This is a genomic window from Metabacillus endolithicus, from assembly GCF_023078335.1.
Lineage (GTDB): Bacteria > Bacillota > Bacilli > Bacillales > Bacillaceae > Metabacillus > Metabacillus endolithicus.
On sequence record NZ_CP095550.1, the window covers coordinates 1,140,321 to 1,161,059 of the forward strand.

Sequence of the window (20,739 nt, forward strand, 5' to 3'; positions counted from 1 at the left end):
GGATAACATGATGTTTACTACCGAATGAAATAGTACTCAATAAGTAAAAGGATTTTTTTAATCTACAAGCAAGTCCTCTTTACCATCATATGATGCAAGTCCACTAAAATATTTATAGTCTATTTTTTTATTCTATGAATATTCTTTAATAAGACGAGCTCACAACAAGCTCGGGACTTGTCTAGAGGGAAAGGGGGATGCTTTGTGGAAACAAAACAATGGGGTAAAGCAATCCTTTATGGACTTATCACCATCTTTGTTATGGCTTTAGCCACAAGCCTAGTATTTTCTTTATTATTAAAGTTTACCGATTTAACAGAATCATCAATTACATGGGTGCTTTTAGGTTTGTCGATTCTGGCCTTATTTATCGGTGGCTTTGTTGCCGGAGGAAATGGAAAGGAAAAAGGCTGGCTTATCGGAGGGATTACCGCCCTGCTTTTCTCACTCATTATTTTATTGTTTAAATTTCTGGGCCATGGTGAAATTTTTACAATGGAAGAACTTATGTATCATGGAGGATTTTTATTAGTAGCAATGCTTGGTGGAATCTTTGGGGTTAACGTGTCTTCATCACGAGCAGCAAAATAAAAAACAGGGTTAAATTTATACCCTGTTTTTTTATTATGTACATAATTAGTCTTTTATAACTTCACGTACTGATTTACGATCGAATGTTAAACGAGTGCCATCTCCTACTTTTAGGACGATTTTGTTTTCGTCAACTGAATCAAGGATACCATGTAGTCCTCCGATCGTCACAATTTTGTCACCCTTTTGTAGGCTGTTTTGCATTTCACGTACAGCTTTTTGTTGCTTTTGCTGCGGACGAATTAGCAAGAAGTAAAAAATTGCGAACATCAATACTAACGGTAAAACTGTTCCTAACATTTCCATTTATTTCACCCCTTTCAAGCAAGTATTAAAAGTTTTTAGCATTTGGTTTATTAAAACCATATGTTTCAAAGAATTCATCGCGGAAATCTCCTAAACGATCTTCACGGATTGCTTGTCTAACTTTCTCCATTAAGTTTACCAGAAAATGAAGATTATGATAAGATGTTAATCTTAAGCCGAACGTTTCATCACTTTTAATGAGATGTCGAATGTATGCACGAGAAAAATTACGACATGTGTAACAGTCACAGTTTTCATCCAGTGGTCCAAAGTCTTTTGCATATTTTGCATTTTTTACGACTAATCGGCCTTCACTCGTCATCAATGTACCGTTTCGCGCAATTCGGGTAGGTAATACACAGTCAAACATATCAATACCGCGGATTGCTCCATCAATTAATGAGTCTGGAGATCCTACACCCATTAAATAACGGGGCTTGTTTGAAGGCATTAATGGCGTTGTAAATTCTAGTACCCGATTCATCACGTCTTTAGGCTCTCCTACAGATAATCCACCAACCGCATAGCCCGGAAAATCCATAGAAACTAAATCTTTTGCACTCTGCTTTCGTAATTCCTCATATTCCCCACCTTGAATAATTCCAAATAACCCTTGATCATTCGGTCTATTGTGAGCTTTAAGGCATCGTTCACCCCAACGAGTTGTTCGTTCAACTGATTTTTTCATATAATCATATTCGGCTGGATACGGCGGACATTCATCAAATGCCATCATGATATCAGAGCCTAAGTCATTTTGAATTTGCATAGCCTTTTCAGGAGATAAAAACAGCTTGTCACCGTTCAAATGATTTCTGAAGTGCACACCTTCTTCTTCAATTTTACGGAATTCACTTAAACTGAATACCTGAAATCCACCTGAATCGGTTAAGATGGCACGATCCCAATTCATAAATTTATGAAGTCCTCCAGCTTCTTTTACAATCTCGTTTCCTGGACGGAGCCACAAATGATATGTATTACTTAAGATAATTCCTGCTCCCATTTCCTTTAATTCTTCAGGAGACATTGTTTTTACAGTCGCAAGTGTTCCTACTGGCATAAAAACCGGTGTTTCAAAGCTGCCGTGAGGGGTGTGTACCTTTCCTAATCTTGCTCCTGTTTGTTTGCATGTTTTAATAAGTTCGTAACGAATTGGTGAAGTTGACACCCTATTTCCTCCTTAAATGTAACGCTCTGTTTGTCCTTAAGTAAAGGGACAATATTAGATAATTAGCATAGCATCTCCAAAGCTGAAGAATCGATATTTTTCCTTTACAGCGGTCTCGTATGCATGCATAACATGGTCTCGTGTTGCTAACGCACTAACAAGCATAATTAATGAAGATTTCGGCAGGTGAAAATTTGTAATCATGCCATCAATCCCTTTAAACTCATAGCCAGGATAAATAAATATATTTGTCCAGCCATTTTCAGCTGCAAACTTACCATTATGTTTTGAAGCGATGGTCTCAAGTGTTCTAGTTGAAGTCGTACCAACAGAGATAATTCTTCCTCCATTTGAACGAACTTCATTTAAAAGAGCAGCCGTTCCATCTGTTACTTGATAAAATTCAGCATGCATTTCATGCTCTTCTACTGTTTCAGCACTAACAGGACGGAATGTTCCTAATCCTACGTGCAAAGTGATAAACGCAATATGCACACCTTTGTTTTTGAGCTCATCGAGAATTTCCTCAGTAAAATGTAAGCCTGCTGTTGGTGCAGCAGCTGAGCCGATTTCCCGTGAAAAAACAGTTTGATATCTTTCGCGGTCATCGAGTTGCTCTTTAATATATGGTGGTAATGGCATTTCGCCAAGCGCATCTAAAACTTCGTAAAAGATTCCTTCATAGTCAAAGCGTAATAAACGACCACCATGATCACTTGAACCAACACAAGTTGCTTTTAAGTTCCCTGCTCCAAAGGTGATAATCGTTCCTTCTTTCACTCTTTTTGCAGGCTTAACAAGTGTTTCCCATACATCATCTTCCTGTTGCTTTAACAACAGGATTTCAATACTTGCTCCTGTATCTTCCTTAACTCCAAAAAGTCGGGCCGGCATGACTCTCGTATTGTTAAGAACAAGACAATCACCCGGATTAATATAATCAACAATGCTCTTAAATGTTTCATGCTGAATGTCTCCGATGTCTTTTTGAAGAACCATTAATCTTGACGCATCTCTTTCTTTTAATGGAACTTGTGCAATTAATTCTTCAGGAAGATGAAAATCAAATAATTCTACTTTCAATACATTCACCTAATTTCTAATCTATCTATTTACATATTTTTAACTACCCATTACTTAAATCGTCCAAGAAACGAAAAAACTAATGAAAGAACAATACTGATAACAATACAGGTGACAATTGGGAAAAATACCGTTGTATTTCCTTTTTTAAACACAATATCTCCTGGTAGTTTCCCTATAAACTGCATAAAAAATCCGACTATAAGAAGGATTCCACCTATGATCATTAAAACTTTAGAAAAATCAATCATGATGAGGAGCCTCCATTTTAAAATGTTGGTAAACCAGATCAGTTACAATTCTTCCTCTTGGTGTTCGTTGAAGAAAGCCTATTTGTAATAAATATGGTTCATAAACATCCTCGATTGTATGAGATTCTTCTCCTATTGTTGCCGAAATTGTATCAATTCCAACCGGACCACCACGGAATTTTTCAATAATTCCAAGCAAAAGCTTATGATCGATATGATCAAGACCTAATTTATCCACTTGCAATCTCTCAAGTGCGTCTGTTGCCAATTCATTTGTAATCGTTTCTACTCCTGTAACTTGAGCAAAGTCTCGAACTCTTCTTAACAAACGATTTGCAATCCTCGGCGTTCCTCTTGATCTTCTTGCCATTTCAACTGCAGCATTATAATCTAAGCCTATATCTAGTATTTCCGCTGTTCTCTCAATGATGTGGGCAAGCTGGTTTTCATTATAATATTCTAGGCGACTTAATACACCAAATCGGTCCCGAAGAGGTGCTGTTAATAAGCCTACCCTTGTTGTTGCTCCAATGAGCGTAAATGGAGGTAGATCTAATCGGACGGATCTTGCAGTCGATCCTTTTCCAATCACGATATCCAGGCAAAAGTCCTCCATGGCAGGATATAATACTTCTTCGATTGAACGATGTAAACGATGAATTTCATCGATAAACAGAACATCTCCTGGCTCCAAAGCGGTTAAAATAGCTGCTAAATCTCCGGGCCTTTCTATCGCTGGACCTGATGTGGTACGAATATTAACCCCCATTTCATTCGCAATAATAGTTGCCAATGTGGTTTTCCCTAACCCGGGAGGTCCATATAACAGAACATGATCAAGTGTTTCACTTCGCATTTTAGCAGCTTCTATAAATACTTTTAAGTTTTCTTTTACCTTATCCTGTCCGATATATTGACTTAGTGTTTGAGGTCTTAAACTTTGTTCAAGAGAGGATTCTTGTAAGTCTGCTTCACTTGAAACAAGACGTTCGTCCATGTTATCACCTTACTTTAATAGCTTTTGCAAAGCTTTTTTTACATACTGATCAGTTGATAGATTTTCTTGTTGAAGAGAAGGAGTGATCTTTTTAATTTCACGTTCTGCATATCCTAAAACCTTTAATGCCTCTATAGCTTCATTTAAGGCATGATTTGCAGTTTCAGTTTGCTCTATTTCTTCATGGTTAAACAAATCTGGTGCATACAGAGCTGCCACATCTCCTAATTTACCTTTTAAATCTAAGATAATTTGACGTGCAGTTTTCTTCCCAACACCTGGAAATTTCACTAAAAATGTATCATCTTCATTCTCAATTGCTTCTATTACCTGTGAAGGGTTACCTGATGCAAGTATCGCTAAAGCACCTTTCGGCCCAATTCCCGTCACATTTAAGAGCTTCATAAATAACGCCTTTTCTTCCCTTGATGGAAATCCATATAAAGCTAATATATCTTCACGCACATGTTGATATGTATAAACAACAACTTCCTCTTTACGGCTTTTCGTATAGCTGTAAGGATTCGGGGCATGAATTTGATAGCCTAACCCATGATGATCAATAACAATGTGCTCAGGCGTAATATCATCAACAAACCCTTTAATAAACTCAATCATTTCTTCACCTCATTATAACTGTACCTCATTGTATCAAAAAACGTTTCTATTCAGAAGTCATTTTATTCAATCTCTCAAAAGGGGTACAATTGTTCTCATCATTCTATCTTATCATTTATTATAAGATGTTTGTACGTATTTCTTATTTTAAAAAAGTTTTACTTATTTCCTTATAGAAAAAGAGCTAACCTAAGAGAAACTCTTTAGATTAGCTCTAATTTTCATTGTTTTTCGGTTTTTGAATAATACTGAAGGTTTTGTAAAACTTCTAGATATTGATCTTTAGATTGAATACGAATTCCCTCTTTAAGTTCATCATGTTTTCGACTCTCTAATTTTTCAACATCTAACTGAAAAAATGATTGAATCACTTCATTCGTTTTTGGCTTTCCATTGAAGATCGTCAATGTGCCATCACCAGCAATACCAAAATATCCATTTGTCTTTAATAACGGAGAGATATCATCAATATTTTTCTGAAAGACAACTCTATCCTCTTCTTGATTTAGCAATTGCCAATCCTTATATTCTGCCCAAAAATCTTTCATTGATAAGATGGTTTCCTTTGTCACTTCTTCACTGATTTCTCCATCTAAGTATTTTTCTTCAATATAACCTTTACTGTTAAAGGCTCCTGTACACTATGTTCTTCAGCATGAATAGGCTGTTGATTTACATTTAAAAGACTGATAAACAACATAACTCCTACAAAACTACAAATGGTAAGGATGCGGCTTCGATGAAACATTCTCACCTATCTCACCTCGCTAATGATTATTAAATCATTTTATATTGTGACCATTTATAGAAGTTTTAACCAAAAAATTTTTAATCTAAATCAAAAAGAACAAGGAGCAAAGCTCCTTGTTTAACGGTTATTATTAAAAGGACGTTGAACTGCATCGCCTAAGTCATTCAATAATTCATTAACATCTGTATCAATGACATCTCTGTCTACAGCATTTTGAATATCGTTATCGATATTTCGAATGCGTGTAAACGTTCCTTCATCTGTGTAAACTTGAATATTACGTCCGTTTGACATTTTTTGAAGCTCTTTTGTTACCTTTTGCTTCATATCTTTGTCATTTCGATCATTCGTATCAACCGCAACTAGCACATTGTCATCTGTAACAATGACTCGCGCATCCTCAACGTTGTCCATTTTTTCGACGGAGTTTTTCACTTTTTGAGCAATCTCACCATCACCACGGTTATAATACCCCACTTCATTTAAATGGCGGTGATAATTCGCATCTCCATGGCTATAACGGTTGTCCCGGACAAGACCGTTATCATTATTACCTAGCGGGACAGTTGGATTGCTCATATTACGGTTATCATACCGATTGTTAACTCGTTGAAAATAATTTCTATTATTTTCGCCATTCATTCCATCCATCATTTCAGTAACAGGACCTTCGTTATCTGCACCGTTACCTTCATTTGTATAGTATCCCATTGGCTGAGCTTGATTATTGTTATTGTTTTCTAAGGCACCTTGATTTCCATTACAAGCTGTTAAACCCGTTGTTAACAGTGCAATTGCTGTTAAAGCAGTAGCTTTTTTACCTTTTGTCAAATCAATAACCTCCCCAAGATACTATGTGAGCAAGATGATCGCTCATGTATTATCTTGTACAAGGAAGGAAAAATAAGTCTGTTAGTTAAAGGTAACTATTTAAAAATATGGTGCTTGAGAAGTAAGGTTTGACTTTAGAAAAATATAAAAAAGCAAGGGTGCTTTCACCCTTGCTTTTAAGCAAATTAATCTTCTTCCTCTTCATCACGTTCATCATAATTAGGCATTCCAAACATTTGACCACCTGGGGTTGGTTGCGCTGGATAGTATCCATAAGGACCTGCACCATATGGGGCATAACCTGGTTGGGCCATAAATGGTTGCTGATATGGTTGTTGATATGGCTGCTGATACGGTTGCTGAGCTGGAAAGCCGCCATATGGTTGTGCCATAGGGTATCCGCCATATTGATATGGATTTGCATATGGTGTTGGTCCTCCGCAACCACAATCATCTTGATCATATGCCGGAGCTACTGCCTGTGGATACGGCATACTTGGCATTTGTGATTGGTTTTCATAATCATACTCATCAGGCATTTCATCATAAGCTCCCATAACCTGGTTAGGATATCCAGTGAAGCCCGGTCCAGGCATAACTGGTGACACAGGTACTCCTGCATATGGATTTACTGGAAAGTTAGGTGCAAATTGAGCAGGTGCTGCTTGTGGGTATGGCATATTTGGCATATGTCCTTGATTTTCATAATCATAATCATCATCTTCATCATATTCCTCAGGACTTAGTTGCGTTGGATAAGGTTGGTTCGGCATCATCCCTGGTCCATATCCATATGGCATTTGCATTGGATAGTATGGAGCAGGTGGACAAAGCCCCGATCCTGGTAAAACGGGTGAAACTGGTACCATATACTGCGGTGAAACATATTGCGGCTGGTACATTGCCGGCTGATTATAAGCAGGCATCTGCATTTGTGGCATATTAGGTACATTCGGGACATTTGCCATATTAGCTAAATTCGGCATGTTTGGTACATTAGGCATATTGGCCATATCTTTTAAATCCTCCTTATCTTCTGTTGCTTCTGGTAAGTAAAATGGCTCTAATTTTTCTTCTGCATCTACTTTTGTCATATCAGGCAAAACATTTGCCGGTTTTGGTGGAAGTTGTGGATTTGCCATATTTGGCATCATCGCCATATTCACCGTATAATAATTATTCACATCCATGCCAGTATATACCGGATGTTGCGCATTTGGTACAGGCGGTATATAGGGTTTTGATGGTTTTTCTGTTAAAGGCTCTTTTGGCATAGTGTCTTCAACATCTACTACTGCCTTTGGCTTTTCTTTTGCAAATGGATGCTCGGCGTTAGGCATTTGCTTCTGGATAGGAGCCTCCTCTTGAATTGGTGCAATTTGCTGTATAGGAGCCTCTTTTTTTATTGGCGCTGTTTGCTGTATAGGTGCTTCCTTCTTAATTGGTGCTTCTTTTTTTACAGCTACATTACCAGAAGGTACTTTGATCTTCATTCCAGGCATGATAAGATCTGGATTACTTAATTGTGTATTCATTCCTTTTAACTCTTCAAAATCAACTCCGTATTTTTTTGCAATTTTCCAAAGAGTGTCGCCTTTTTGTACAATATGAATTTTCAATGCTTTCCCTCCTAAGCCTAAAAATAAATCTAAGCCAACTTCTTCGATGAATGAATGAACATAATGATGATTGACAAATGAAGAAATCATTATGTTGCTTGAGCAAGTTATAAAGAATTCAGATAATGCCATTAATCTTCATAACAATTTATGAGTAAGAAATGGCGAATATGAATAAAATGATAATAAAAGTGGATAAACCTAATGGAAACAGACCTTGTTACAATACTATGATTCAGTGTTGAAAATTATTAGAGTTTTTTTAAGAGAATTAAGTTATCTCATTAAAATAAAAAAAGAACCGACTAAGTCGATTCCTTTTAGGTGTATTTTATACATTTGCGAGCATACGATCTAATGCTAAAACAGCATCTTTTGTAATTTGTTCCGGTACAACAATTTGGTTAGAGATTTCTCCCTTTTCAAGTCCTTCTAAGGCCCAGAGAAGATGAGGCAAGTCAATGCGGTTCATTGTTAAACACGGGCACATAAATGGATTTAATGAGACAATTTTTTTATCTGAATGATTTTGGATGAGTCGATTAACAAGGTTCATTTCTGTTCCAATTGCCCACTTTGTTCCTGGTTCAGCTGCCTCGATCATATCAATAATATATTTAGTAGAACCGGCGTAATCAGATAAGCCAACAACTTCACGACTACATTCAGGGTGAACAATGATATTCATATCAGGCTCTGTTTTTCGGATATGTTCAATATTTTTCACTGTAAAATTCTCGTGAACAGAACAATGTCCCTTCCAAAGAATGACAACAATTTCTTCTACATGATTACCTTCATACTCCAGCTCATTCGTAATCGGATTCCAGATTGCCATTTTGTCTAAAGGAACCCCTAAATCATAAGCTGTGTTTCTTCCTAAATGCTGATCCGGTAAAAATAAAATCCGTTGTTTTTGAGTAAATGCCCATTCTAGCATTTTTTTTGCATTGGATGATGTTACCGTTGCTCCACCATTTTTACCAACAAATGCTTTAATTGCTGCAGTAGAGTTAACATAAGTTAGCGGAAGAATTGTATCTCCAAAAATCATTTGCAGCTTTTCCCACGCACGATCTGTTTGATCGATATCTGCCATATCGGCCATTGAACACCCGGCTCTCATATCAGGTAAAATTACTTTTTGATTTTCTGATGTTAACATATCTGCTGTTTCAGCCATAAAATGAACACCGCAAAATACAATATACTCAGCCTCTTTATTTAATGCTGCCGCTTGAGCTAATTGCAGAGAATCACCAGTAACATCAGAGAATTGGACAACTTCATCTTTTTGATAATGATGTCCAGGTATATAAAGCTTTGTACCGAATTTCTCTTTAATTTCCTTTACTCTTCTTTCCATTTCTTCCGTTGTTAAATTTTTATAGAATTCCGGCATCATTTCTTTCTTTTCATGTTCAAGGATATCTAACAGTTCCATTGATGTTCCCCCTATTTTACATTTAAGCTTATATCCAATGATCTATATGAATGTGTAAGCATTCCTAAGGATATATAGTCAACATTCGTATGACGATAATCCGCTAAATTGTGCAAGCCTATTCCACCAGAAGCTTCAGTGATAATATGCTTTGGTGTTATTTCTGCAAATCTCGCTACCTCTTCTGGTGACCGATTATCAAACATAATCACATCCGCACCTGCATCAATCGCTTCTTGTAACTGCTCCTCTGTTTCAATTTCCACTTCAATCTTTATCATATGTCCCGTACTTTCTCTTACTTTATTTACAGCATTTTTAATTGAGCCAGAAAATGCGATATGATTATCTTTAATCATCACTCCATCATACAAGCCAAAACGATGATTAAATCCCCCACCACAACGAACAGCGTATTTTTCAAACATTCTTAAACCAGGAGATGTTTTTCTTGTATCACAAATCCTTGTAGTATTTGATTGAAGCAAGTGGACAGCTTTATTTGTTAATGTTGCAATTCCACTCATGCGTTGAAGCAGATTTAAGATGACACGTTCTCCACTTAAAATAACGGCAACCGGTCCTTCAATTTCTGCAATAATGTCTCCTTTTTGAAGAAGATCACCATCTTGTTTTTTTAGATTTACTATTACATCAGAATGAAATAAAGAATAACCAGCTTCAATAATGTTCACTCCTGCAAGTACTCCCTCTTCTTTCGCAAGAATAACAGCCTCTCCTCTAGCCTCCACGCCAAAGATCGTCTGACTGGATACATCTAATTCACCTAGGTCTTCTAAGAAAAACTCTTCCAACTTTTTCTTTAGTTTTATAACATTCACTTTTTATACCCCCACAACCATTTCATTCTTTGATCTAAATACTTGTTTTCGATGCCATTTTTCTACTTGATTTGGATAATCTAAACGATAATGACCTCCTCTACTCTCAGTCCTGCTAAGAGAAGAAGTTGTGATCAACCAACCAACTGTCAGCATATTTGTTCTTTCTATTTCATCTATTGTGAAATCCTTCACATTAATATCCCAAAAATAGATCTGATCCCGATAAGATTCAAACCATTGCTTAGCGAAAAGAAGCTCTTCCTCTGTTCTTTGAATTCCAACATATTTTGTCATGATTTCTTGAATTTCTTGTTTAGTCGGAAGTTTTTTGTTGTCATAATTACTATTTTTATTTGAGTGAAGATTAATATTCGTTGTAGTTTGATGTTCAAAAGGTTGTGATAAAAGATAAGTTGCCAATCTTTGACCGAATACAAGCCCTTCCAACAAAGAGTTGCTTGCTAACCGGTTGGCACCGTGTACACCTGTACATGCCGCTTCACCAATTGCATATAAGTTCTTAATACTTGTCTCCCCTTTATCATTTGTAACGATACCACCCATTAAAAAATGCATGCCAGGAGCAACGGGGATTTTTCCTAATTCAAGTTTTACTCCATATTTTCTGCAAAGTGCAGAAATCGTGGGAAATCTTAAAGAAAAGTTCTCGATCATAGAGATATCTAGAAAAACACGATTTCCTTTTTTCATTTCATAGAAAATGGCTCTTGAAACAATATCTCTTGAAGCCAAGTCAGCTTGAGGATGCAATTTACTCATAAAAGCTTCGTCATTTTGATTAATTAAAATGGCTCCTTCTCCTCGAACAGCCTCAGAAATAAGGCCAACACACTTTCCATCTATATGAAGCATCGTCGGATGAAATTGAATAAATTCCATATCAGCAATGTCTGCTCCTGCCCTATATGCCATTGCAATTCCATCACCCGTGATCACATCTGCATTTGAGGTATGCCCATAAACAGCTCCACAACCACCACTTGCAATAATTGTTTTACTTGCTAGGTATTGCTTACATTCCCCTTTGTTGTTTTTTGTATTAACACCAACACATTTTCCACTCTCAATTACTAGCTCGATCGCCATTTCATTTTCAATCATAGAAACATATTTTTTCGTCTTTTGATACAAAAAAGTGGTCAACTCTTTACCAGTTGCATCTCCACCAGCATGAATAATCCGATTCCTACTATGAGCCCCTTCTTTCCCAAGCAATAATTGTCCGTATGGATTAGTATCAAAATTCATTCCATTTTGTATTAACCCCTGAATCTCAGAAGGACCATCTTGTACAAGGTACTCAACGTTCTGCACATGATTATGATCACAACCAGCAGCCAATGTATCTTTATAATGAAGCTTCCAAGAATCTTTTGAATCTACTGCTGCAGCGACTCCACCTTGGGCAAGCATTGAATTACTTGCTGACCATGAAGACTTTGTAATGATTGTGACATTCAGGTAACGAAGATGATACGCAGCAGAAAGTGCCGCAAGTCCACTACCGATAATAATAACATCTGTTTGAGGCATAACACCCCTCCTGTAATTTACACCTGTCTTGACACCTATATTTACATAAATTTAAAATAATGACAAGAGTTTTTATTTCTATCTTTGTAAGATTATTAGAATAATAGGGGTGATACCGTGATTTATCTTGACTATGCAGCAACAACACCAATGAGTGACAATGCTCTTCACATATATACGAAAGCCGCAAAAAGTGCATTTGGAAACAGCAGTAGCTTACATGATATTGGGGAAATTTCAGCAAAAACACTACATGCCTCTAGAAAAATCATTGGAGATTCTATTGGAGGAAATGAAAAAGGCGTTTATTTTACAAGCGGAGGTAGTGAAGCAAATATAGTTGCTGTTCAATCTTTATTAAATGGCTTAGATTCTAACAAAAAACATTTGATTACCACTGTAATGGAGCATTCTTCGCTTTTTACTTATTTCAAAAGATTAGAATCTGAAGGATTTGAAGTAACTTTCTTACCTCCTGATAAATATGGGAACATTTCATTATCTTCAGTAAAAAAGGCAATAAAGAGTGATACAGGACTTGTCTCTATTCAACACGGTAATTCAGAGATAGGAAGCATACAGCCTATTGAAGAAATTGGACTATCTTTAAAAGAAATGGGAATTATTTTTCATAGTGATTGTGTTCAAACATTTGGAAAAATACCTCTGAATGTTACCAATATTGATGCAATATCAATTTCAAGTCACAAAATTTACGGCCCTAAAGGAATCGGGGCAGCATATATTAATCCATCTATTCATTGGCACCCTGTCATACAAGGTACAACACACGAATCCGGGTTTCGACCTGGAACAGTCGATGTCCCTGCTGCTGCAGCATTTGCAACAGCAGCCAATGATATAATGACTAACAGAAATGACTTCTACAATCACTATCAAAAGTTGAAAAATTTGTTTATTGACTTACTTCATCCCTATAAGGAAAAAATAACTGTATTAAACTGGGATAACAAGTTTCACTCCCTGCCAAACATACTGCCTATTATGGTCAAGGGAATCGAGGGACAATATGTCATGCTCGAATGTAATCGGTTTGGCTTTGCTGTATCAACAGGAAGTGCATGTCAAGTCGGAATGCAGGCTCCCCCGAAATCTGTTGTTGCATTAGGATATAGTGATCAAGAAGCAAAGCAATTTATTAGGGCGTCTTTCGGAAAGGATACAACGGAAGAACATATTAGACGTTTTACTGATATTTTAATAAGAATTGTAGAAAATTTCTAAAAAACTTGATGGAATATAAAGAGCAATGGTTTACTAGTGTATAGAGTGTACTCTGGAGGAATGAAAATGAAAGATAAAATATTAGGAGAAGAGCGAAGAAGCCTATTATTAGACAGACTAATAAATGCCGAGGGCCCCATCACGGGTGGAGAGCTGGCAACCTTAGCGAATGTGAGCAGACAAGTTATTGTACAGGATATTTCGCTACTAAAAGCCAAAAACCATCCAATTATGGCAACAAGTCAAGGCTATGTTTATTTAAATAAAGAAGCGAATGAACAAAAACTGCATGAACGTATTATTGCATGTAGTCATAATCCTGAACGAACAGAAGAGGAACTAACCATTCTGGTGGATCACGGTGTTTTCATCAAAGATGTTATTGTTGAACATCCTGTTTACGGTGACTTAACAGCATCTATTATGGTTGGAAATCGAAATGATGTAAAAGAATTCATGAAAAAAATCAATCAGCATAATGCTGCTTATTTATCACAATTAACAGAAGGTCTACACCTTCATACGTTGCAGGCAGATACAAGCGAAAAATTAGATCTAGCTTGTGAAGAGTTAAGTAAGGCTGGATTTTTAGTAAAAGAATAATAGGTGACGCTAATGGCACGTGTTCTATTCTGAAGTACACTATACAAATTAACATTGCATAATCGTATAGTAATTCGTGCTAGGCTTAAAAAGCAATTTGGCAAGTAAATTAGCAAAGAAAAATGCTTGGAGATGCTCCAAGCATTTTTTACACCAAGTGAAGCACCCGATTAAGCGATTACCAAATCTTCATGGATCATCAGGGAATAAGCTACTAAAATAAGCGGAGAGATTCCTCTTATTGAGGTAATAGCACGAAAAATAGATGTAATAAACGGAAAGATTCCGCCTATTTAATCAAAAAAGATGAAAAGGAACCATTTTAGTTTGCTTAACAGGGAAAATTCCGCTTATTTCCCCAAAACCAAGCTCCATTCTTCAGTCTAACCGGAAAAACTCCGCTTATTTAAACCACCGGTTATTCAAGTAAGCCAGTAACTTTTCTTATTTTGCCTCTTTTTCTGCACCCTGCTTAATCATATAAGCATTGTAAGTACCTAACAGCTTTACTCCGCAGCCAAGTGCTTCTAATTCTGAGATAGCTCCCGGTATTAAGATTTCATCTACTTTCATATCAATATCAATGATAAAAAAGTAGTTTCCTAAACCGGTTTTCATTGGTCGAGATTCGATTTTCGAAAGGTTTAGCTTCCGCCAGGTAAACGCAGATAGTACTTGATGTAACGCACCTGACTGATCCGATGGCAAGTAACCATTAGTGTTGTTTTTTCCTTCTCCGACACCAATTTTGAGCTTGGACACTCCCCATCAAGAGATGGATGAACAATAGCAAAACGAGTATGATTATAATGATAATCATGAATATTTGCCTTTACTATTTCTAAACCATATTCCTCTGCTGCTAGCTTGTTTGCAATAGCTGCGACAAGTTCTTCGGAATGCTGACTCACATAGTAAGCTGCTGCTCCAGTTGAAGTAGCATAGTCATATGTAATGCCCTTAAACGTTTTATGCAAAAATTTATGACATTGAGCAATAGCATGGGAATGTGAATAAACACGATTCACTTGTTCCCACTTCTCTCTATTAGCAGGATGAACCATAAAGTGTTGCTCGATTGGTGAAACAATTTCCCCTACTATATATAATGGTTGCTCATGGATTAAATAGTCTATCGTTAAATTTACTGATCCTTCAAGTGCATTTTCGGTAGGTACGACGGCAAAATCAATCTCCCCACCAGCCACTGCATCAATACATTGCGGTATTGTGGAGTAAGCTACTTGCTCAATGTCATCACCAAAATATGATTGAACAGCTAAGTGGGTAAATGTTGCTTTCGGACCTAAAAAACCTACCTTAATTGCCAACTTCCATTCAACTCCTTATGCTCCTTGCCCTAAAATCTCAACCTTTTCAACAAACTCTAATCTTCTTAGCTTTGACATAAGCTGATTAATTTCTTCAGTCATCCCATTTGTATTAAGTGATAGCGTTACATTAGCACGACCTTGAATTGGAATCGTTTGATGTATCGTTAACACATTACAACCAGCATTTGCGACAACAGATAACAAATGAGAAAGTGTACCACTACGATCTTCTAAGTGAAAAAAAGGGTAATCAGTTTTTCTTTAACCATTGTATGAAACGGAAATACGGCATCTCGGTATTTATAAAAAGCGCTACGGCTCATATCAACACGCTGCACAGCTTCGGCTACAGAGTCTACCTTCCCTCTTTCTATTAACTTCTTTACCTCAAGTGTTTTTTTCATTGCTTCAGGTAATATATCCTCACGCACCAAATAAAAGGTATCGTCCTTCATGATTTCCCTCCCACTTTTTTCTCAATGTAGATAATTTATCACAATATTGGCTAAATTTCTTCCTTTTTTCAGAAGAAAAACGAAATTTCCTTATAAATTGACCAAAATATATGTATAGGATTTAATTAAGACATAAAAAAAGAGAGCTAACGTTCAGCTCCCTACTAGCTTAGTTTAATCTGCTATTCAACGAATTCAAATTCATAATCCATTAATTTAACAATGTCTCCATCTTCTGCTCCACGTTCACGCAATGCTTCATCAACACCCAAGCCGCGAAGCTGACGTGCAAATCGTCTCACAGACTCTTCTCGAGAGAAATCTGTCATTTTGAAGAGTTTTTCGATTTTCTCTCCTGTTAGAACATATGCCCCTTCACTGTCACGAGAAATAGCAAAATTCGGCTCTTCTTTCTTGAACTCATACACAACACGATTTTCTGTTTCTTCTTCTTCATAAAGAGGAAATTCTGGAGCTTGTTCAATTGCATCTGCAACTGCGTATAATAGTTCTCGAACACCTTCTCTTGTGATGGCCGAAATAGGGAAAATTTGTAGATCTTCCTCTAACTTTTCTTTAAATGATTTAAGATTTTCCTCAGAATCAGGCATGTCCATTTTATTGGCTACAATAATTTGCGGTCTTTCTGTTAAACGTAAGTTATATTCCTTTAACTCCGCATTAATCGTTAAATAGTCTTCATAAGGATCTCTTCCCTCTAACCCGGACATATCAATCACATGAACAATAACACGCGTTCTTTCAATATGTCTAAGGAATTGATGACCTAAACCAATACCCTCATGAGCTCCTTCAATCAATCCTGGAAGGTCTGCCATAACGAAGCTTCTTCCATCTTCCGTTTCGACCATTCCTAAATTTGGAACTAGAGTTGTAAAGTGATATTCAGCAATTTTAGGTTTTGCAGATGACACAACGGATAATAATGTAGATTTACCTACACTTGGAAAACCAACTAATCCAACATCAGCTAATACCTTTAATTCTAAAATAACATTTCGCTCAATACCTGGTTCTCCGTTTTCTGAAAGCTCTGGAGCAGGGTTTGCAGGGGTAGCAAAACGACTATTCCCTCTACCACCACGGCCACCTTTTGCTATAACCGCTTGTTGTCCATGTTCAGTTAAATCGGCGATAACTTGTCCTGTTACTTCATCTGTCACAACAGTCCCTGGTGGAACTTTTACAATCATTGGTGAAGAATTTTTACCATGTTGATTTTTTGACATGCCATGTTCTCCACGAGGTGCCTTAAAATGACGTTTGTATCTAAAGTCCATTAACGTTCGTAGTCCTTCTTCTACTTCAAAAACAACGTCAGCTCCGTTGCCGCCATCACCACCAGCAGGACCTCCCTTTGGAACATACTTCTCGCGACGAAAGGCAACCATTCCGTTTCCACCGTCGCCACCTTTTACATAAACCTTGACCTGATCGACAAACATTTGTCTTCCTCCGTTCTACATACCTATACATAAAGTAAGCTATATTCAGCTCACTATTAAAGAAAATGAGTAATTGGAATCACATGAGTGATAACTCCACCGTTATCTGGTATGTACTAATTTCCAGTTCATCTACCTGAATAGCATGATTCCCTGATCTTTCAAACCAATTCTTTATTTGCTCTTTATCTTTTAGTATGCCTTCAAAATCAAAAAAGAAACGAATTCCTTCTTCATTAGAATGACCTGTATTCAAAGTAATACTTACATGATTTTCACCCGAGTAATCAACGGTGTTATCTAGTATATCCAAAAATTCCTTACTCCATTTTGTAATTGGTTCATCATAGTGTGAAAAGCTCTTTATATCACCTAAAACTTCATATTCTAATGTAAAATGATGACTATACCAATTAAACGTCATGAGGTAACTTGCAAATAAAGGCATGTGCAGATTACACAACTTTGATTCTTGCTGTGCTTCAATGACAATCTCTTCAATAATATCCTGAACACGATCATATTTTTGTAGTGACATATTACCCTTAATTAACTGCAATTTATTCATCCAGTCATGCCGGGAATGACTTAAAAGATCAATAATATTCATATCATTTTGATTGTTTTTCATACAATTTCTCCTACTATTTAATTAAAATCATTTTCATAAAGGAGTTATACTTATTTTTAGGCTGTATTAAAAATTATAACAAACATTGTATTAGAACTTAAGGAGTAATTTCTAATTTAAGAAGAATTGTATTAAATGAAGTTGAAAATACGTGACGTGTAGTAGAGTTGAATAAGAATAGAGAGCTTATGTACTGTTCTAATTGTTGTTTTTTATCACTATAGATTCAATTGGATATTACTACATGAACATAACCATTTAATTAAAAAACTCTAACCTAGCCGGTTAGAGTTTTTCGTAAAATTAAGCTTCTTGAGCTACTGGATATACGCTAACTTTTTTACGGTCACGTCCGAAACGTTCGAACTTAACAACACCATCAACTTTTGCGAATAGTGTATCATCACCGCCACGGCCAACGTTTTCACCTGGGTAAATTTTTGTACCGCGTTGACGGTAAAGAATTGAACCACCAGAAACGAACTGACCATCTGCACGCTTAGCACCAAGACGTTTTGAGATAGAGTCACGACCGTTTTTAGTCGAACCTACCCCTTTCTTAGATGCGAAGAACTGAAGATCTAATCTTAACATGAAGTTTCACCTCCTGCTTAATGATGAGTTACCGAAATATATTGTCCATACTCTCTTTCAATTGTTTGTAATGAAACAACCATACCTTCTAATAACAATTGAACTTTGTCACTTGTTGATGCATCGAGATTTTCGGGGATTTCTACTTTGAGATATCCTCCTTCTCCTCCTTGATCAATTTGTGGTTCAATATTTGTTAAAGAGAGAACTGCATTAACAGCTCCGAAGGTAACAGCAGATGCTCCAGCGCAAACAATGTCCTTGCCGTATTCATCGAATTCAGCATGTCCAGATAAGATGAACGCTGTAATTAGTCCCTCATTTGAACGATAAATTTTGGCATTTATCATTTCAAATCGCCTTACGCGTTGATTTTTTCAATAACAACTTTTGTGTAAGGCTGACGGTGACCTTGCTTTTTACGGTAGTTTTTCTTAGCTTTGTATTTGAAAACAGTGATTTTCTTTTGACGACCTTGTTTTTCAACTTTAGCCGTTACAGAAGCACCACTTACAGTTGGGCTACCAACTTGAACGTTGTCTCCACCTACAAATAAAACTTTGTCAAACGTAACAGTCTCACCTTGGTCAGCAGCTAGTTTTTCAACGTAGATAACTTGACCTTCTTCAACCTTGATTTGTTTACCACCAGTTTCGATAATTGCGTACATTCTCTGCACCTCCTATAGACTAAGACTCGCCAAAATCAGGTGAATGCATAGCATTACTTACTACCATATTTTGAGCGGTTGTAGCACGGTGCGCTACAAGTCATAACATTAAACATATTATCAAAAACATAAAGATTATGCAATAGATTTTTCTTTAAACTTTATTTTCCTTTGAATAGGTGCGAACTCTTTCCATTATTGATTGATAATCACCAAACTGTTTTATCCGATAGCTTGGGTTCGAGGTATGATACTCAGAACATATAATAGTATATTTTAATATTTCCTGAAGTTTTATAAGATGTTCATTATTTTCACCGGCTAACAAGTGTATAACATCATTAGTTGCTTCAATCCACACAGCTTCCTCATCCATAAACTGATATTCCCATAGTTCCCTTTCAAGCTTAAAAGCGATAGCTTCTGCTGATGGCATTCGCCCTGTACCTTTGCAAAGTCTACATGGTTCGGTTATTGAAATATCGACAGGTTGTCGAACCTTTTTCCTTGTTATTTGTAAAATATTTAACTCGGTAAACCCTAAAACCTTATGCTGTACACGGTCTTGTTTCATTTGTTTCTTTACTGTTTCTTCAATAAACTGTCGATCTTCCTTTTGCTTCATATCAATAAAATCAATTAAAATAATGCCACTATGATTACGAAGACGAATTTGTTTTGCTGCCTCAATTGCGGCCAATTCATTTGTTTTCAAAACAGTGTCACGCATCGATAATTTCCCGGAAAATTTTCCAGTATTTACGTCAATTATCGTCATGGCCTCTGTTTGCTCAATAATGATGTATGCACCGTTCTTTAACCAAACAATTTGTTTCAATAATTTCTCTATTTCCTGCTCGATTTTATAAAATGAGAAGATTCCCTCCTTTTTATCATGATAAACGATTGATGACTCGGGATATTCTGTTTTAAGGCTCTGCACACGTTCAAGTTGATCACTGATTAACGTGTCTTCCTTACTGATAGACATTTCATTCAAAAGACGATCAACAAAACTCCTTGCTTCATATACACATTGTGGCTTCGAAGTATCTATCTTTTTCACTTGTTCGAACTTCATCTTCAGACTATTATACTCTTCTTCTAAATCTTTCTTGGATTTCCCTTTGCTTGCCGTACGCAAAAGAATCCCCTCTTGATTCTTACAAAATTCCTCTGTAAGAGCCAAAAGGCGATTTCTCTCTGTTTCATCTGTGATTTTTTTAGACACAGCTTTATAATTGCCATAAGGCATATACACTAAATGACTGCCACCAAATTCAATATTTGTTGTTAGTTTAGGTCCTTTTTGATCTGTTCCGCTTTTAACAACTTGAACAAGCAGCAGCTCACCTTCTCTAACATAATGAGAGACGGATGATTTTGTAGAAGATTCGGCAAGTTGAAAGCTCACCAAATCATTACGATGCAAATAGCCATTATGAGGTAATCCGATATCAACAAACGCAGCCTGCATACCTGGCAAAACCTTTTTAACACGACCTGCAAAAATATTCCCTACAATTTCATCTTCTGAGGAATATGATTGATGGATTTCAACGAGTTGCTCTTTCTCAAGAACAGCACATCTTGTTTCTTTTGTTTTTTCATTTATGATTATCCTTCTCACAGTTATGAACTCTCTTTCTCTAACTTAAATTCATTCAACGTAAATGTTGA

The 20,739-nt window shown here is 36.6% G+C and carries 22 protein-coding genes, 2 pseudogenes and 1 other annotated feature; of the genes and pseudogenes, 3 read left to right on the plus strand and 21 right to left on the minus strand.

Going from position 1 to position 20,739, the window contains the following annotated elements; genetic code table 11:
* Positions 1-204: 204 nt before the first annotated feature.
* Positions 205-591: a TIGR04086 family membrane protein gene (locus MVE64_RS06265; protein ID WP_176551172.1), complete on the plus strand. Its 387-nt coding sequence runs from the start codon at positions 205-207 to the stop codon at positions 589-591.
* Between the two features lie 45 nt (positions 592-636).
* Here MVE64_RS06265 and yajC read toward each other — a convergent pair whose 3' ends face one another.
* From yajC to nadB, 13 genes are all read right to left on the minus strand, one after another.
* A complete protein-coding gene (yajC, locus tag MVE64_RS06270) occupies positions 637-897 on the minus strand; it encodes a preprotein translocase subunit YajC (RefSeq protein WP_098798774.1) in 261 nt (86 codons plus the stop codon).
* A gap of 25 nt (positions 898-922) precedes the next feature.
* A complete protein-coding gene (tgt, locus tag MVE64_RS06275; RefSeq protein ID WP_247344736.1) occupies positions 923-2,068 on the minus strand; it encodes a tRNA guanosine(34) transglycosylase Tgt in 1,146 nt (381 codons plus the stop codon).
* 54 nt (positions 2,069-2,122) lie between these two features.
* Positions 2,123-3,151 carry a tRNA preQ1(34) S-adenosylmethionine ribosyltransferase-isomerase QueA gene (queA, locus tag MVE64_RS06280; RefSeq protein WP_247344739.1) on the minus strand — a complete coding sequence of 343 codons (1,029 nt, stop codon included), beginning with the start codon at positions 3,149-3,151 and terminating at the stop codon, positions 2,123-2,125.
* 50 nt (positions 3,152-3,201) lie between these two features.
* Positions 3,202-3,402 (minus strand): DUF2905 domain-containing protein, encoded by a 201-nt coding sequence (locus tag MVE64_RS06285; RefSeq protein ID WP_247344741.1) that lies wholly within the window; start codon positions 3,400-3,402, stop codon positions 3,202-3,204.
* On the minus strand, positions 3,395-4,399 hold the full coding sequence (ruvB, locus tag MVE64_RS06290) for a Holliday junction branch migration DNA helicase RuvB (protein WP_247344744.1): 1,005 nt from the start codon (positions 4,397-4,399) through the stop codon (positions 3,395-3,397). The genes MVE64_RS06285 and ruvB overlap by 8 nt, the downstream gene beginning before the upstream one ends.
* 9 nt (positions 4,400-4,408) lie before the next feature.
* A complete protein-coding gene (gene ruvA, locus MVE64_RS06295; RefSeq protein ID WP_247344747.1) occupies positions 4,409-5,017 on the minus strand; it encodes a Holliday junction branch migration protein RuvA in 609 nt (202 codons plus the stop codon).
* A 221-nt stretch (positions 5,018-5,238) separates the two neighbouring features.
* On the minus strand, positions 5,239-5,589 hold the full coding sequence (locus MVE64_RS06300) for a BofC C-terminal domain-containing protein (protein ID WP_247344749.1): 351 nt from the start codon (positions 5,587-5,589) through the stop codon (positions 5,239-5,241).
* Between the two features lie 20 nt (positions 5,590-5,609).
* The gene (locus MVE64_RS06305) at positions 5,610-5,771 is read right to left on the minus strand and encodes a hypothetical protein (RefSeq protein ID WP_247344752.1); all 162 of its coding nucleotides are present in this window, start codon (positions 5,769-5,771) and stop codon (positions 5,610-5,612) included.
* Between the two features lie 114 nt (positions 5,772-5,885).
* Positions 5,886-6,599: a YhcN/YlaJ family sporulation lipoprotein gene (locus MVE64_RS06310; protein WP_247344755.1), complete on the minus strand. Its 714-nt coding sequence runs from the start codon at positions 6,597-6,599 to the stop codon at positions 5,886-5,888.
* A gap of 185 nt (positions 6,600-6,784) precedes the next feature.
* Positions 6,785-8,218: a SafA/ExsA family spore coat assembly protein gene (gene safA, locus MVE64_RS06315; RefSeq protein WP_247344758.1), complete on the minus strand. Its 1,434-nt coding sequence runs from the start codon at positions 8,216-8,218 to the stop codon at positions 6,785-6,787.
* Positions 8,219-8,549: 331 nt separating this feature from the next.
* Entirely contained in the window at positions 8,550-9,662 is a 1,113-nt protein-coding gene (gene nadA / locus MVE64_RS06320) for a quinolinate synthase NadA (protein WP_098798764.1), read from the minus strand.
* A gap of 11 nt (positions 9,663-9,673) precedes the next feature.
* Positions 9,674-10,504: a carboxylating nicotinate-nucleotide diphosphorylase gene (gene nadC, locus MVE64_RS06325; protein ID WP_247344760.1), complete on the minus strand. Its 831-nt coding sequence runs from the start codon at positions 10,502-10,504 to the stop codon at positions 9,674-9,676.
* Between the two features lie 3 nt (positions 10,505-10,507).
* On the minus strand, positions 10,508-12,061 hold the full coding sequence (gene nadB / locus MVE64_RS06330) for an L-aspartate oxidase (protein ID WP_247344763.1): 1,554 nt from the start codon (positions 12,059-12,061) through the stop codon (positions 10,508-10,510).
* Between the two features lie 117 nt (positions 12,062-12,178).
* On the opposite strand from nadB, the gene MVE64_RS06335 reads away from it, so the two are divergent.
* Positions 12,179-13,306: an IscS subfamily cysteine desulfurase gene (locus MVE64_RS06335; RefSeq protein ID WP_247344765.1), complete on the plus strand. Its 1,128-nt coding sequence runs from the start codon at positions 12,179-12,181 to the stop codon at positions 13,304-13,306.
* A gap of 60 nt (positions 13,307-13,366) precedes the next feature.
* Entirely contained in the window at positions 13,367-13,909 is a 543-nt protein-coding gene (locus MVE64_RS06340) for a transcription repressor NadR (protein WP_247344768.1), read from the plus strand.
* A gap of 444 nt (positions 13,910-14,353) precedes the next feature.
* Here MVE64_RS06340 and pheA read toward each other — a convergent pair.
* The 8 genes and pseudogenes from pheA to MVE64_RS06380 form a co-directional block, all read right to left on the minus strand.
* Positions 14,354-15,234: pseudogene (gene pheA, locus MVE64_RS06345) on the minus strand (prephenate dehydratase).
* Positions 15,235-15,255: 21 nt separating this feature from the next.
* Positions 15,256-15,698, minus strand: a pseudogene (locus MVE64_RS06350) (ACT domain-containing protein).
* Positions 15,699-15,880: 182 nt separating this feature from the next.
* A complete protein-coding gene (obgE, locus tag MVE64_RS06355) occupies positions 15,881-17,164 on the minus strand; it encodes a GTPase ObgE (protein WP_098798755.1) in 1,284 nt (427 codons plus the stop codon).
* A gap of 79 nt (positions 17,165-17,243) precedes the next feature.
* Positions 17,244-17,795: a sporulation initiation phosphotransferase B gene (locus tag MVE64_RS06360; RefSeq protein WP_247344771.1), complete on the minus strand. Its 552-nt coding sequence runs from the start codon at positions 17,793-17,795 to the stop codon at positions 17,244-17,246.
* Positions 17,796-18,098: 303 nt separating this feature from the next.
* The gene (gene rpmA, locus MVE64_RS06365) at positions 18,099-18,389 is read right to left on the minus strand and encodes a 50S ribosomal protein L27 (protein WP_026558613.1); all 291 of its coding nucleotides are present in this window, start codon (positions 18,387-18,389) and stop codon (positions 18,099-18,101) included.
* A 17-nt stretch (positions 18,390-18,406) separates the two neighbouring features.
* On the minus strand, positions 18,407-18,739 hold the full coding sequence (locus MVE64_RS06370; RefSeq protein ID WP_098798750.1) for a ribosomal-processing cysteine protease Prp: 333 nt from the start codon (positions 18,737-18,739) through the stop codon (positions 18,407-18,409).
* 11 nt (positions 18,740-18,750) lie between these two features.
* The gene (rplU, locus tag MVE64_RS06375; protein WP_098798749.1) at positions 18,751-19,059 is read right to left on the minus strand and encodes a 50S ribosomal protein L21; all 309 of its coding nucleotides are present in this window, start codon (positions 19,057-19,059) and stop codon (positions 18,751-18,753) included.
* A 12-nt stretch (positions 19,060-19,071) separates the two neighbouring features.
* Positions 19,072-19,149, minus strand: a sequence feature (ribosomal protein L21 leader region).
* Between the two features lie 64 nt (positions 19,150-19,213).
* Positions 19,214-20,689 (minus strand): Rne/Rng family ribonuclease, encoded by a 1,476-nt coding sequence (locus tag MVE64_RS06380; RefSeq protein WP_247344774.1) that lies wholly within the window; start codon positions 20,687-20,689, stop codon positions 19,214-19,216.
* Positions 20,690-20,739: the final 50 nt, after the last annotated feature.

Excerpts from the sequence above, each read along its gene's own strand:
- MVE64_RS06285 (WP_247344741.1), bottom strand. The coding sequence starts at position 3,402 with ATGATTGATTTTTCTAAAGTTTTAATGATCATAGGTGGAATCCTTCTT.
- ruvA (WP_247344747.1), bottom strand. The coding sequence starts at position 5,017 with ATGATTGAGTTTATTAAAGGGTTTGTTGATGATATTACGCCTGAGCAC.
- MVE64_RS06340 (WP_247344768.1), top strand. The coding sequence starts at position 13,367 with ATGAAAATGAAAGATAAAATATTAGGAGAAGAGCGAAGAAGCCTATTA.
- nadB (WP_247344763.1), bottom strand. The coding sequence starts at position 12,061 with ATGCCTCAAACAGATGTTATTATTATCGGTAGTGGACTTGCGGCACTT.
- MVE64_RS06360 (WP_247344771.1), bottom strand. The coding sequence starts at position 17,795 with ATGAAAAACAATCAAAATGATATGAATATTATTGATCTTTTAAGTCAT.
- ruvB (WP_247344744.1), bottom strand. The coding sequence starts at position 4,399 with ATGGACGAACGTCTTGTTTCAAGTGAAGCAGACTTACAAGAATCCTCT.
- nadA (WP_098798764.1), bottom strand. The coding sequence starts at position 9,662 with ATGGAACTGTTAGATATCCTTGAACATGAAAAGAAAGAAATGATGCCG.
- rpmA (WP_026558613.1), bottom strand. The coding sequence starts at position 18,389 with ATGTTAAGATTAGATCTTCAGTTCTTCGCATCTAAGAAAGGGGTAGGT.
- yajC (WP_098798774.1), bottom strand. The coding sequence starts at position 897 with ATGGAAATGTTAGGAACAGTTTTACCGTTAGTATTGATGTTCGCAATT.
- obgE (WP_098798755.1), bottom strand. The coding sequence starts at position 17,164 with ATGTTTGTCGATCAGGTCAAGGTTTATGTAAAAGGTGGCGACGGTGGA.
- rplU (WP_098798749.1), bottom strand. The coding sequence starts at position 19,059 with ATGTACGCAATTATCGAAACTGGTGGTAAACAAATCAAGGTTGAAGAA.
- MVE64_RS06370 (WP_098798750.1), bottom strand. The coding sequence starts at position 18,739 with ATGATAAATGCCAAAATTTATCGTTCAAATGAGGGACTAATTACAGCG.